Origin of the sequence: Nostoc sp. FACHB-892 (assembly GCF_014698795.1) — a bacterium.
Classification (GTDB): Bacteria; Cyanobacteriota; Cyanobacteriia; order Cyanobacteriales; family Nostocaceae; genus Nostoc.
This window is the reverse complement of sequence record NZ_JACJTR010000049.1, coordinates 1-12,423: the sequence shown is the minus strand read 5'-3', so window position 1 is coordinate 12,423 and position 12,423 is coordinate 1. Positions and strand designations below refer to the sequence as shown.

At 38.4% G+C, this 12,423-nt stretch carries 15 protein-coding genes; 8 read left to right on the top strand and 7 right to left on the bottom strand.

Translation table 11 applies throughout. The features are described from left to right. Positions 1-71 precede the first annotated feature (71 nt). The 4 genes from H6G96_RS33850 to H6G96_RS33835 all read left to right on the top strand — a co-directional run bounded on the left by H6G96_RS33850 (position 72) and on the right by H6G96_RS33835 (position 2,403). On the top strand, positions 72-524 hold the full coding sequence (locus tag H6G96_RS33850) for a hypothetical protein (RefSeq protein WP_190917866.1): 453 nt from the start codon (positions 72-74) through the stop codon (positions 522-524). Then, complete coding sequence (locus H6G96_RS33845) at positions 521-1,039, top strand: helix-turn-helix transcriptional regulator (protein ID WP_347242309.1); 519 nt, start codon at positions 521-523, stop codon at positions 1,037-1,039. Before H6G96_RS33850 ends, H6G96_RS33845 begins: the two co-directional genes overlap by 4 nt. Before the next feature lie 210 nt (positions 1,040-1,249). Continuing rightward, a complete protein-coding gene (locus H6G96_RS33840) occupies positions 1,250-1,705 on the top strand; it encodes a hypothetical protein (protein WP_242063505.1) in 456 nt (151 codons plus the stop codon). A gap of 155 nt (positions 1,706-1,860) precedes the next feature. Beyond that, the gene (locus H6G96_RS33835) at positions 1,861-2,403 is read left to right on the top strand and encodes a hypothetical protein (protein WP_190917865.1); all 543 of its coding nucleotides are present in this window, start codon (positions 1,861-1,863) and stop codon (positions 2,401-2,403) included. Between the two features lie 148 nt (positions 2,404-2,551). Here the strand turns inward: H6G96_RS33835 and H6G96_RS33830 are convergent, their stop codons facing one another. Further along, on the bottom strand, positions 2,552-3,754 hold the full coding sequence (locus H6G96_RS33830; protein WP_190917864.1) for a hypothetical protein: 1,203 nt from the start codon (positions 3,752-3,754) through the stop codon (positions 2,552-2,554). A 457-nt stretch (positions 3,755-4,211) separates the two neighbouring features. Between H6G96_RS33830 and H6G96_RS33825 the strand changes: the two genes are divergently transcribed. Next, positions 4,212-4,598 (top strand): hypothetical protein, encoded by a 387-nt coding sequence (locus H6G96_RS33825; RefSeq protein ID WP_094346802.1) that lies wholly within the window; start codon positions 4,212-4,214, stop codon positions 4,596-4,598. Between the two features lie 207 nt (positions 4,599-4,805). Further along, entirely contained in the window at positions 4,806-5,549 is a 744-nt protein-coding gene (locus tag H6G96_RS33820; RefSeq protein WP_190917856.1) for a metallophosphoesterase, read from the top strand. 211 nt (positions 5,550-5,760) lie between these two features. Here the strand turns inward: H6G96_RS33820 and H6G96_RS33815 are convergent, their stop codons facing one another. Then, entirely contained in the window at positions 5,761-7,173 is a 1,413-nt protein-coding gene (locus H6G96_RS33815) for an ankyrin repeat domain-containing protein (RefSeq protein ID WP_190917854.1), read from the bottom strand. Positions 7,174-7,433: 260 nt separating this feature from the next. Beyond that, entirely contained in the window at positions 7,434-8,003 is a 570-nt protein-coding gene (locus H6G96_RS33810) for a site-specific integrase (RefSeq protein ID WP_190917852.1), read from the bottom strand. Positions 8,004-8,390: 387 nt separating this feature from the next. On the opposite strand from H6G96_RS33810, the gene H6G96_RS33805 reads away from it, so the two are divergent. After that, positions 8,391-8,645, top strand: a complete 255-nt coding sequence (locus H6G96_RS33805; protein ID WP_190917850.1) for a hypothetical protein — start codon at positions 8,391-8,393, stop codon at positions 8,643-8,645. Positions 8,646-8,654: 9 nt separating this feature from the next. Here the strand turns inward: H6G96_RS33805 and H6G96_RS33800 are convergent, their stop codons facing one another. The 3 genes from H6G96_RS33800 to H6G96_RS33790 form a co-directional block, all read right to left on the bottom strand. Beyond that, entirely contained in the window at positions 8,655-8,834 is a 180-nt protein-coding gene (locus tag H6G96_RS33800; protein WP_347242308.1) for a hypothetical protein, read from the bottom strand. 298 nt (positions 8,835-9,132) lie between these two features. Then, positions 9,133-9,810, bottom strand: a complete 678-nt coding sequence (locus H6G96_RS33795; RefSeq protein WP_190917844.1) for an HAD family hydrolase — start codon at positions 9,808-9,810, stop codon at positions 9,133-9,135. A gap of 45 nt (positions 9,811-9,855) precedes the next feature. Then, a complete protein-coding gene (locus H6G96_RS33790; protein WP_190917842.1) occupies positions 9,856-10,728 on the bottom strand; it encodes an HAD family hydrolase in 873 nt (290 codons plus the stop codon). Positions 10,729-10,880: 152 nt separating this feature from the next. Between H6G96_RS33790 and H6G96_RS33785 the strand changes: the two genes are divergently transcribed. After that, positions 10,881-11,522, top strand: coding sequence for an HAD family hydrolase (locus H6G96_RS33785; RefSeq protein WP_199339823.1), 642 nt, complete (start codon positions 10,881-10,883; stop codon positions 11,520-11,522). 115 nt (positions 11,523-11,637) lie between these two features. Here H6G96_RS33785 and H6G96_RS33780 read toward each other — a convergent pair whose 3' ends face one another. Beyond that, complete coding sequence (locus tag H6G96_RS33780; protein ID WP_190917840.1) at positions 11,638-12,309, bottom strand: response regulator transcription factor; 672 nt, start codon at positions 12,307-12,309, stop codon at positions 11,638-11,640. Positions 12,310-12,423: the final 114 nt, after the last annotated feature.

Here is a 12,423-nt window from a genome sequence, read left to right as displayed (position 1 = left end):
TTCAAGTGGGATTTTTAAATAATTATGGGACACTCCTAACTGGATAATTAAGCTGTGTTAGGGTGTGAGAAATGATTCCAGAATTTGACGAAAGTGGTATTTTACCATCAGGGGTGCATTGGGCAGAATGGTCAGAATTTCAAGAAATATTTGGTACAAATTTGACTAGACAGCGCATGATAGACGGTCTGGAACTGGCAATGACGCAACTAAAAGCAGCTGGCTGTAGAACTATTTATATTGATGGTAGTTTCGTCACCAGTAAACAAAAACCAGGAGACTTCGATGCCTGTTGGGAGGACAATGGAGTTGATATAAAGTACTTAGAATCTATTGCTCCTACTTTATTTAATTTTGCGCTGCGGCGTGCCGAACAAAAAATTAAGTACAAGGGCGAAATCTTTCCGTCAAATTATCCAGCTAATGATTCCGGTACAGCCTACATAGATTTTTTTCAATTTGATACCAGGACGAATACGCGCAAAGGAATTATTGCTATAGATTTACAAAGGTGGAAACCATGATGATCAAAAACGAGCAACAATATCAAAATTCATTAGATTGGTTGCAACGCTTTGAACAGTCTATAGCGTCATTGGATAGCAATGAACACTTGAAAGCAGAACCAGAGCGATGGAAGCTTCACCGAGACTCATATCAAAGTCAAGTTGACGAGTTAAAGTCAGAAATAACAGAATACGAAAGACTTATTAATTGCGACACCAGCAACCTTTTAAAAATTAAAGTTGATTCTTTAAATAAGCTGCCAAATGCTTTAATTAAAGCTCGGATAGCAGCCAAAATTAGTCAGCAAGAACTTGCTGATATATTAGGAATTGATGAACAAAGAGTGAAAGAGTATGAGGATACAGATTATCAATGTGCCAGTTTTGTAGAAATTCTCGAAGTCAGCACCGCTTTGGGTGTTGAATTTGAAACTGCAACTGTGCAAGTGGATTTTGCAGAAATAGAAGCAGTTAAAAAAAGTGTGGACAAATGGCGCAAAGAAAAAATGAATATTAAAACTAGAGCCTCATAAGTAAGGCTGACATTTTAATTAATAAGTTCAAAATTATATAACCCTGCAATCAATACCTCCCCACTGTATCAAAAAGGATACCTTGGGTCATCTGGGTATAATTCTCCTTCGGCAACCATAGCTGCGTAGACTCCAAAGTAACCAAACTCTCTTGCTTCTGCTTCTAGTAGTTCTTGCTCGATCCGTTTTTCTAAACTGGAATCTATAGTTATGAAACAAATAATAGAAAATGTCAAACAAACCATAGCGCAGAAAAAAATACTTTGGGCTTATCCAATTGCCAAGAAATTACAAAACTATAGCTATATTTTAGCAATAAAATGGGCAATAGAATGTATACAAATATATTCATCTGAGATGAAATCAGACAAATTTTATCAGCTTGATAAATATATTCAGCAACTAATGGAAGAACAAAATGTTTTAACTCCTTCACAGTGTCTTGAGATTAGTCAAGAAATATGGTATCTCCCTGAGAGGGAAGAAGTTCAAACTGCCATAGCTCGACTGTGGGGTTCTATCTCAGCTTTTAAATATGCAGAAGAAGATGGAGAAGTGCATGGTGGAGTAATGGAAAGTACTGCGGCTGTTGAATTAGTATTACCGGATATATCAGGATTATCATTTACTAGATCAATATCTAGAAGCTGCTGTAAGAATTTGTGAAGAATACGAATCACAAAACCAGGCGTGTAAGTAATAGAACTGATATTTGAAGCTATGGAAAAAATATTGCTGAAGATTTCGGGGATTAGTACTTTAAATAGCTCTAAAAATTATTATCTTCAATGCTGTGATATCCTAAATTTTTGAGAAGTTTTATGGGGGCAGAACCTTACTGGTACTATACCGATTATCAAACGGATCTTAACTTAGCATTGGATACGTTACGAAAACGTGAGTTTCAGGCAGGTCGTTATAATCCTGCAATACCATTGCTCGATTTTCCCATCACGGAAAGTTCCCCATCTCCTGGAGCGCAACATTCATCCATCGAAGCAGCATTAGAAGCCTCTGATGCTGATGGAACACGTTCAATCCTTGATATTCTTCGAGTTTCTGATACGCCATGTCCACTTTCAAGAGATGAGTTTGAAACAGCGTTACTTGGAGGAGAAAATCAGGAAATAATTGGAGAAATATTTAACACCGCTTTTCCGCTCCCTTCAGCAGAACTCCTTGCTTTATTTGGCACTGAGCAACCTACCCATGAAATGATTGAATCTGTCATTTTGGGCGACACAAATACTGATGCAGTAAATGCTTTTTGGCACTCTATTGATAGAGGTACAGCTAGATATATAATCGTCTACACAGAAAATCAACCTAGTGAGATTTTCTTTATAGGTTATTCTTTTGATTAATAGCGATACCATCTGGATCTAAAGTAGCGAAGAATCTAAAACCCAATCACCGAAACAGCTTTGCGCTTCTGCTCTGGCGTGACCTCCAGATAACGTGTTGTCTTAGCGGGAGATATTCATTTAAGAGAAAGAGGAATTATTAACATTATTAGTTTAAGTTGCTTGTGCTTACAACATAAAGCTCCACAAAAGGTGTAGGCACAACAGTTTTTGAAACCCATTCTAAAGATTTTGTGTTTATAACTTTTTGGTCATTTATTGTTGCCTCAGCATTATGTTGATTGTATATGAACCGATATTGATATACACCTGCTTCCAGATTATCGAAAATCCAAAAACCTCCATCTCCGGCAGCGATTTCTAATCTTAATTGTTCCGGCTTGAACCAAAATAGTTTTGCATTTAAAAAGTAGCTCACGCTTGCGCCCGGCATAGCTAATGGATAATCAGATTTTTTAGGTGACTGAAGCCCGTGGCAATAATAACTTTTTTGCAATGCTTGACCATCTGCACTCACCAATTCCGGCTTTAATGTAGCAAACAAATTAAAACGAATGGGGATTTGAGTATTATTAGTAATCTTCATGCCAATTTGCAGAGAATTTCCCATTTTGCTACTCTTTTCTGGAATTAATAATAAATCTTCTGGGATTATGGTTTCAAAGCAAATACCATCTATCTCTACAGCATTAGCTTCAGTTTTTGTAGGTTGAACTAAGTGTAGATTTATGAAAGGAGTAGCTAATAGACTTAACTCATTTTCTTGTTTAGTTATCCCTTCTCCTTTACTTAATTCATCCCTAAATTTAGGGACAGGTAAATAAATGAATCGTAACTGATATTTTTCTAGGGACTGTAAATTATAAAACCAGTAGATGGCAAATGTTCTATAACTAAACTCAGGAATATTAAATTCAACTAGAAGCTGGTCGTTCTGCCAAAACAGACTTACTGTTATATAGATGGCTCTAGTTTCTGTCGCGTTTACTATTAAATAGTCTTCTCGTTCAAAGAGTTTAGTCAATCTTGATAGCCATTGGGCTAATTTAGATTTTAAATTTATCAGAGGCGGCGCATTTATTTGAAAAGTATGACTGGGTTCATTTGAAGTGTAAAACCTTGGGATTACTTGCCCCTCTAATGTCATAACTTGCGGAATTATTGTTTGAATGGGGTTAAAGCGAAATGATTTCCATGATGGGTTATGAAAATAAATCCCAATCTCTACATAAGTTTTCTTAACAGTTTGAGGTTCAGGAACAGGTAAAACTATTAACTTTTGATTCCAAATCTCCTTACAGATGGTATTAAATTCAAAGTTTTGATTGTTGTCTTGTTCAAAAAAACTCATTGCACGTTGAAGTATTTATACTTCTCAATTTTTACAGCTAACAGCGTGGTGCATAAACAATCTAAAACCCAATCACCGAAACAGCCTTTCACTTCTGCGGAAAGCGTGACCTCGCTTATAACGCTGCAACGTCTTGGGGTCGCTGTGGCCAGAGATTTCCTGAATAGTTCAAGGGGAGGTATCCCCGCGCAAGACATCTGTTAAATAGGTACTAATCGCCTTGACAGTACCTATTTCTTCTGCCAACCCGCATCTGTCCCTCTCCCTAAACATTCCAGCCGCCCCTCAGTCCGTTCAAGGCGCAGAATGCGACGAATCAGGTCAATCCCCTTTTACCGTTAGGTTGCTTTAATTTTTGGGCAAACTCATCTAGTAGACTGCGAGGTATTAAGGGCGAGGAGTTAACCGCTTAGAAACCCAACCTGGCAGCGTATTGTGTGTTTCAGGAGATTGCACGATGAGTATTGGGTCACGCATAGCTATCGGAGCAGTAGCCCTGCTTTGCGCTGCTGGTTTCTTTGTGACAGCTCTCGATCCAAGCGGTTTGCCTGCTGGAGCTTTTATTTTTTACGGAATGGCAGCGTTCTGTGTTGTTATTGCGATCGCTTGCTTCTTTCCTCAGAGTCATCCGATTACTTTACGACTCATCGGCATAATGATTTTTTGTGCCTATATTGCTTATGTATCTGACAGTTTCCGTACTCCAAATCTTGGTCGGGCAATTGTAGGGTTTCTTGTTTGGGGAATTCCTTCTGGTTATTTAGCAGTCATGGGTAAGTATCCATCATGGGGGACAGGATCAGAAGCATTCAACGCAAAACAGAATAGAAATCGCCAGAAGTGAGCTTGGTTGACGATCGCACCACTCACCACACCCCAATCGCCCCTCTGTCGATCCACGCTCACGCCTCAAGTCATTGTGTGTTCAGCCCTAGCGGGAATGTCGTTTAACGATAATCACCACTCATTCTTGAAATGGAGTGGCGAGTCCGACGTAAACTGAAAACTTGAACTAGAGCATATTTAAAAATGCTTCAATTATAGATTTAGCATGAAAATTCATATATTAAGTGATTTGCATATTGAATTTCAGCCCTTTAATATTCCTGAGATAAATGCTGATATTGTTGTCTTAGCCGGAGATATTAATTTAAGAGAAAGAGGAATTAAATGGGCAATTCAAAACATTCCCAATAAACCAATTATATATGTATTAGGTAATCATGAATACTATGGAAGTGCTTATCCAAGGCTTGTTGATAAGCTAAAAGACTATTCATTAGGGACTAATGTTCATGTTCTAGAGAATGATTTAGTTACCATTGAAGGTGTAAATTTTTTAGGTTGTACTTTATGGACTGACTTTAAACTGTTTGGTGAGCCGCGTATGGCAGGTGTAGAAGCAAGTATAGTCATGAATGATTACAAGAAAATTAGATTAAGTCCTCAATACTCAAAGTTAAGAACTATTGACACAGCCCTAATTTGTAAAAAGTCAGTTAATTGGTTAAAAAACACATTACCTAGCTTGTCTGGTAAAACTGTAATTATTAGTCATCATGCCCCTAGTGTAAAATCTATACCTTTTCAATATAAGTCAGATATTTTAAGTGCTGCTTATGCTTCAAATCTTGATACTTTAGTTGATGAATCTGGAGCATTATTATGGATTCACGGCCACATTCACAATCAATTAGATTATCAAATCGGTTTGACTCGCGTTATTTGTAATCCTCGTGGTTATCCAGATGAACCAAATAATTACTTTAATCCAGAATTATCGGTAGAGATTTAATAAATAGCTTATTTAAAATTAAAATTTGCAATTTTAAGAAAATTTAGGACTTAATTGCTTACTTTGGGGGTTACAAGTAAACAATGGCACTGCTTTCAAGAGCCAATACTGCATACCTTTCTTGCGCGGTTGAGGCTCTCAAACATTCTAATGGCACAGCTTCAACTACTTACTGCTTCTAATAATAGACTGAAAGCATGAGTAGTATCTTTCAAAAGTTAACATTAGCACCTTCACTGATGAGTAATAAAGCTATTTCATCATGATTTGCTGCTACACCCAAAGGTGTCATATTATCAATGCAATGGTTAATATTAACTCCCATTTCAATTAAATTCTTGACTCGTTCAATATTGCCTTCTTCACAAGCTTCAATTAGTTCAATTTCCTTCAAACCTCCTTTAGATGCACCAGCTTGTTTTAAAACATTAACCAATGCGTCAAATTTTCTGGCTTTGGCATACATGATAGCGGTGTTACCATCTTTATCTCTAATATTTAAGTCAGCACGACACTCAATCAAAGCTTCTACTGCATTGGTGTAGTTGCACAAAGTCGCCCACATCAATGCAGTTAACCCATCTTGTCCTTGTAGGTTAATATTAGCTCCCGCTTCAACTAATACTTTAATTACTTCGTGGCGATTTGTAGCAAAATAACTGCTTGCTACTAGCATCAGTGCAGTTTGCCTTACGCCCGTAATGTCTTCATCACTCAAGATATCGAGATTAGCTCCTGCCTTAATTAAAACTTTTATTACAGATATATGACCATAGGAAGCTGCATACATTAGAGCTGTCTGCCCGTTAGATCCAATCGCATTGATGTCTATTCCATTTTTAATAGCTGCTTGGACAGCTTCTAGCTGCCCCATCATTGCTGCGTCAATAAAGTTTTCAATATTTTTTCTTTGCTTTCTTTGTTTGATTTTTATTCCTCTAGCAATTCTTTGTTCTCCTACTTTACGAATTTCCTCAGAAACTAAAGGATAAAGGTAATCATAAACTTCTTTTTCTCCAGCGTCAGCTGCATTTAGGAAAGGATTATCGCCTGATTTCCATACCAAAGCATTAACATCAGCACCAGCATCTACAAGCAATTTCACAGCTTCTAATTGCCCATAATCAGATGCGCTCATTAAAGCTGTGCATTTTTCATGGTCTTTTAAATCTACATTAATCCCAATTGTAATTAAGGTATTAATAACTTCAAGATTACCTGTTATAGCTGCATTTAGTAGTTGATTTAAAAAATAATACCAATCAAAATCAACCCCAGCACTCATTAGAGTTTTTGCTGCAAGAATTAGACGCTGTTCATAAGCATAAACAAGGGTACAACTGTCAGGTACACCTGCTGCTACTAAAGCTTTGACTACATCTACATGACCGTTACAAGCCGCAGCCCACAAAGCATCATAACCTTGGATAATTAGGTTAGCATCTGCTGCTAATAAAACCTCAACGATATCTAAACTTCCTAATTCAGCCGCAATTACCAGAGCATGACGTGCCTGAGAATCCTTTGTATTAGGATTAGCACCAGCATCTAATAGAGCGCAAACTTGCTCTAAATTGCCTTCATTAATTGCAATTAAAAGAGGTTCGTTAGTTGCTTCTGTCATTGCCAACTATGTTGTAATACTTAATTTTAAGAATATACATAATTTATTTTTGAGGACAACTGTTTTTCTACTAGAACTTAAATATTTGGCAATGACAATTACCTAATTAATTATTGACAAATAGTAGTCTATGTAGGGCATACATAAAATTTAGAAAAGTGTTAGCTTAGAACCCAATCACCTCAACCGCCTTTCGCTTCTGCTCTGGCGTGACCTCCAGATATCGCTGCAACGTTCCCAGGTCAATTCTCCTACATTGTTCAAAAGTCCAAAGCAGAGATAGCGTTTTGCTTCTGCTTCTCCGTTACGCCCAGATACCGCTCCAAAGCCGCCAAAGTCCGATGCCCCGATATCTCCTGTATGTGGCGCAACGGTATCCCTGCATCGCTCATCCTGGTTAACGCCGTCCTGCGAAAGCTGTGGGTACTAACGCCCTCAATGCCCAGCCGCATACAGGTATCTCTGAGAATTTTGTCAGCACTGACCTTATGGATATGTAAGAGTCCATGCCGACCCGGAAACAAAAACTCTTTGCGGCGATTGGGGTTGTACTCTTCTAAATACTGCTTGAGCTTCGGATGCACTTGGATTTCCCTGGTGTCCCGCTTGCCTTTAGTGTTAATACTGCGTAGTACTAATACCCCTCTGACACCGTTGCTGCCAAACACATCTTTCACTGCCAAAGTGCAAGCTTCGTTGATCCGGCAGGCAGCATAAAGGCACACCCCAAATAAAGCTTTGTCTCTTGGGTTGACAAAGCCCTCGCTAAATAGGACATTAATTTGGTCGGGTGTGAGGATCTCTGCCCTGCCGAAACGGTTTATTTTCATACGTTCTAGCCTACATTGTCTAACATTAATAAAACAATGTAACTGACCAAAAAGCCGATTCTTTCGTGAGCGATGACACGCGCTTAACCCAGGCTTATGAATCAGCCCGACACCACAAACGCTACAAGCCGCATTCTTTCGTTGGCTGATAAAACCTGCTTATGATTGCTACGATATTACCAAGTAGGGGTATAATCCGCACTTAATACTCATACCTAACTTATAAATGAAACGATCGCTTCATTTATATCTCCATGATTGAAAAGGCTTACTGTTATTGCAGCAAATACACAGTTAGTTGCCTTATACTTAGCTTGACGGCAATTTCTTCATTGAAGCTTACTTCTGACTATCATTGTTAAAAAGTCACTTATTGGGGGTGAAGTAATGGACGAGCCTAATCTTAACCACAAAAACAAATTTCTTTACCCTCGCAGTCGCTACTACGGTCAGGTTAAGCCAGAGAATTTAGTATTTAATGCCAACCTTCAAGAATTTGCTCAAAAAGTTGGCTACATTACCTGTTTAGAAACCAGTGGTAAGCTTTCTCCTGATGAGGCTTACAAACAGATTAAGGCACTTTGGAAACAGTTGAAGCACAGTAAAAAAGAATTGGGAATTGCTCAGGAGCCTCCCGCATAACCCGCTCAATCACTCTAATTCTGGGCTAATCACTTCAAACTCATTTACAGTTAGCGACACTATAATATTTTCCTCATCTGAATCTACTTGAATGAGCCATCGCTTGCTTGCTTGTCCATCTGAGTGAGACTCTCGACCGCAAACTATCCCGACTTTCCCCGCTACATAGGAGTGGCGTAGAATTAACACTCTGTCTCCCACTTGAACAGGGTTGGGGTATGCAATAAATAACGCTCCTAAAACTGTTGGGTCTGAAAAATAAACTTATACAAGTGAAATTCTTGGTTTTATAACCTTTTCTTAATTAAAGCTTAGTTTCTAGCTAATTTTCCTGTCAATGCTTCTGATGGAATGCTTTGATTTGCAGACAACCAGCACTTGTAATATAACTCCAAGCCACATAGGTTTTAAGATTGTTAGACAGTAAAAGGTTCTCTGAAGCGTTCTTACAATAAAATACTGTAAATCACTTACTACCTGTAATACTTTACTTAGCTACCGATGGGAGATTAATAATAGTTAATAGCATATCTACAACTTCACTAAAAGAAGCTGCGGTCTTGATATTTTCTGATTCTACATAACCGAATCCATAGGTAACGTGAATAAAATCAACTCCTGCTTTCATTGCTGCTAATCTATCACTTTCTGTATCTCCAATATATATTGCGTTTTTCAAGCTATTGCGCTGACAGATTGCAATGATATTTTCAGCTTTAGGCTTTTGAGTTCTGCCAAAACATTCTGAGTCTATAAATATATCCCCAAAAGTCTTGCTTGTATTACTACTGTTTAAAGGCATCGAAAGAAATGCCTGTAAGTACCAATACTCACAATTGCTAACTACAAACAAGGGAAACTGAGCAGACAAAGTATCTAAATATTCCGAAACTCCGTTATATAAAGTTCCACCTCTAGTTTTTATCTCTTGCTTTTCACAGTCTTCTATTAAAAGAGAAATTTTATAAATACTTTCCTGTGCTAATTCGGGAAAAATATTTTTTACACAGTCTATAAAAGGCAGACCACTTACCCTAGAGATATCATCCTCAGTAATAGGATTTCTCTGAATCTTAGCAATATTAATTGCTTGATTCCACGCGGATGCACATATACTCGATATATTCCAAAGAGTTCCATCTAGATCAAATATTACCCCAGTCATTTAATAACTCCCAAACGAAACCAAGCAATTTCAATCACTAGAGTGCTAGCGGATATTAAAATGTGACTTCAAAGCGCATCTGTTTGACCAATCCTGATGGATATATTTAACTACGCTATCTTCTGTGTTTGAGCCAATTACTAATGTCGCGTAACGCTTAAGTTCAGCATCTGCGTTAGCAACTGCAATGGCACGAGCGGCAATTTTGAACATTTTGATATCATTAATTTGATCTCCAAAGACGACAATCTCATTTGCTTCTAACCCATAATTTTCTAATAGAGTTCTAATAGCTTGATCTTTGGTAGCTTTGCAGTCATGAATTGTTAACCAGTACCACCCCGGAGAGTATTGGTTCTCAATTAGGTGTGTCTCTACGGTAGTTCCATGTCTTTGAATAATCGCACCTTGAAGTTCGAGCAGTTGCTGTGCGTGACCAATCACTGTTAGGCAAACGACTTGATCATGGAAAGAATGCGTCAAATCTTCTATTGCTCGCCATCTTCGGTCTTTGCTTGTTAAGCACTCATTAAGATACCAACGCATACCATCGTTGATTACATCCTTGTAATAGACGCAATCTTCTGTGCCATTAAAACTAGATACAAATGGAACACAGCCGAACTCTAGGATAAGTTTGTATATACTTTCAACTACATCAGGACAAATAGAATTAATGATTTCGTGTCTGCCAGAATCAAAATCGGAAATAAAAGCACCATTGAATTCAATAACTGGGAGACGAAGATTTAAACCCTTCAGCATCACTTGCATAGAAACAACGCTACGCGCACTGGCTACCGTAAACTGTAGTCCTTGATGCAAGAGTTCGTGAAGTATTTTCTTGCTGAACGAAGAAAGAATTGCATTATCTCCAAGCAATGTACCATCTAAATCACAAATGTAGACAGTGTTCATAAACTAATCGGGGACACTGGCTGAGAGGGTAATCATACGTTAATCTCCTGTAAATTGCTGGGTTTACTGTAATATACAATAAGAAATTTAATTTTGATAATCTTGATGGGTGCAGTTTAGAAATCCGCAGTTGATCTTGAACTTAAATACAAGTGCGAACAGAACTGGTTATTTTTGACTGTGACGGAGTGTTGGTAGACAGCGAGACGTTGAGCAATCGCGTTCTTGTCCAATTCGTTGCAGAGTTAGGGCTTACACTCGAACTTAAAGAAGCTATTTTATTGTTCAAGGGTTGCAAAATGACTGATTGTGTTGCTGTCATTGAGCAAAGGCTTGGAAAAATGTTACCGCCAGATTTTGTGACTCAGCTTCGCGTCCGCACTGCCGAGGCATTCGAGCGTGAATTGCTGAGTGTGGAAGGAATAGAGGCATCTCTTGACAAAATCAATTTACCTATCTGTGTTGCTTCCAGTGGGCCACCCGAAAAAATTAAGTTAGCTCTGCGTGTCACTAATCTGCTGCCTCGATTTGAAGGGCGTATCTTTAGCTCGTATGAGATTGGCAGCTGGAAGCCTGCACCCGACTTATTCTTATATGCAGCTAAAAATATGGGAGTTCAAGCTGCATATTGCACTGTTGTAGAAGACAGCGTTTTGGGTGTGCGTGCAGGTGTTGCTGCTGGTATGAAGGTCTTGGGTTACACTACTCCGAGTGAGGCTTCTTCACTCCTAGACTGTGGAGCGCAAGTCTTCTACTCCATGTACGAACTACCTTCTTTGCTGTCACAGCATTAAAAAATTTGTATTAACTGTAAGAAATTGTTTGCAGTTTTTGTCTGTCCTTAGAGGTGAATAAAACTTAAACCCCACCACTCCCCGACTTAATTTTCTCGCTCTCCTCACCGATAAATCATTCATTCACAATCAAGTTATAGTCAATATAACCAAGCATCGCCCCTCTTTTGATAGCCTCATAACGGTTCTTGACGTGCCATTTACTGTACAAATCACTGGCATAATGTTTGACTGTACTAACAGAGAGAAACATTTCTTTGGCAATCTGTTCAAAAACTAAACCCTGAGCCAGTAATCGCAGGACTTGTATTTGCCGCTCGGTGGGAGAGTCAAGCAAGTTTTTTTCAGCAAAACTAGGGTCAATATATCTGTTTTGATAAAGGGTTTCTAATAATTTTTTAGCAAGCTTCGGGTCAAGTAGACATTCATTAAAGTAAGCTCTCTTGATGGCTAGTTCAATCAATTCTATATCAGCACTCTTGAGCATATAAGAATCAGCCCCATGACGGAAGGCTGAGTTAATAAAGTCTTCATGAGTCTGATTAGTAAAAATCACCACTTTACTATTAGTCTTTGTTTTAATTGAGCGAGTCAGTTCTAGACCACTCATGTCGGGTAAGAGTAAATCAACTAACACAACATCAGGGTTGGTCTGTTCAATTAATTTAAAACCTAGCTTTCCACTGGAGGCATCACCAGTTACTTCTATATCTAGAGATTGTTCAATAGCAGCTTTGATGCCCAAGAGCGTGAATGTTTCTGGTTCAACAATTACTATTTTCAGCATGATTTGATTAATCCTCTAATAATAAATGGCTGTTTATTGGCGGACTTATTATTGATGCTTCTGCCGTGGGTGTCCGTGCTGCCGTAGCAGTGCCGTAGGCTACGACCTATACAG

What these genes read in the sequence shown, in the direction of transcription:
- H6G96_RS33850 (WP_190917866.1), top strand. Translation starts at nt 72, where the DNA reads ATGATTCCAGAATTTGACGAAAGTGGTATTTTACCATCAGGGGTGCAT.
- H6G96_RS33845 (WP_347242309.1), top strand. Translation starts at nt 521, where the DNA reads ATGATGATCAAAAACGAGCAACAATATCAAAATTCATTAGATTGGTTG.
- H6G96_RS33840 (WP_242063505.1), top strand. Translation starts at nt 1,250, where the DNA reads ATGAAACAAATAATAGAAAATGTCAAACAAACCATAGCGCAGAAAAAA.
- H6G96_RS33835 (WP_190917865.1), top strand. Translation starts at nt 1,861, where the DNA reads ATGGGGGCAGAACCTTACTGGTACTATACCGATTATCAAACGGATCTT.
- H6G96_RS33830 (WP_190917864.1), bottom strand. Translation starts at nt 3,754, where the DNA reads ATGAGTTTTTTTGAACAAGACAACAATCAAAACTTTGAATTTAATACC.
- H6G96_RS33825 (WP_094346802.1), top strand. Translation starts at nt 4,212, where the DNA reads ATGAGTATTGGGTCACGCATAGCTATCGGAGCAGTAGCCCTGCTTTGC.
- H6G96_RS33820 (WP_190917856.1), top strand. Translation starts at nt 4,806, where the DNA reads ATGAAAATTCATATATTAAGTGATTTGCATATTGAATTTCAGCCCTTT.
- H6G96_RS33815 (WP_190917854.1), bottom strand. Translation starts at nt 7,173, where the DNA reads ATGACAGAAGCAACTAACGAACCTCTTTTAATTGCAATTAATGAAGGC.
- H6G96_RS33810 (WP_190917852.1), bottom strand. Translation starts at nt 8,003, where the DNA reads ATGAAAATAAACCGTTTCGGCAGGGCAGAGATCCTCACACCCGACCAA.
- H6G96_RS33805 (WP_190917850.1), top strand. Translation starts at nt 8,391, where the DNA reads ATGGACGAGCCTAATCTTAACCACAAAAACAAATTTCTTTACCCTCGC.
- H6G96_RS33795 (WP_190917844.1), bottom strand. Translation starts at nt 9,810, where the DNA reads ATGACTGGGGTAATATTTGATCTAGATGGAACTCTTTGGAATATATCG.
- H6G96_RS33790 (WP_190917842.1), bottom strand. Translation starts at nt 10,728, where the DNA reads ATGAACACTGTCTACATTTGTGATTTAGATGGTACATTGCTTGGAGAT.
- H6G96_RS33780 (WP_190917840.1), bottom strand. Translation starts at nt 12,309, where the DNA reads ATGCTGAAAATAGTAATTGTTGAACCAGAAACATTCACGCTCTTGGGC.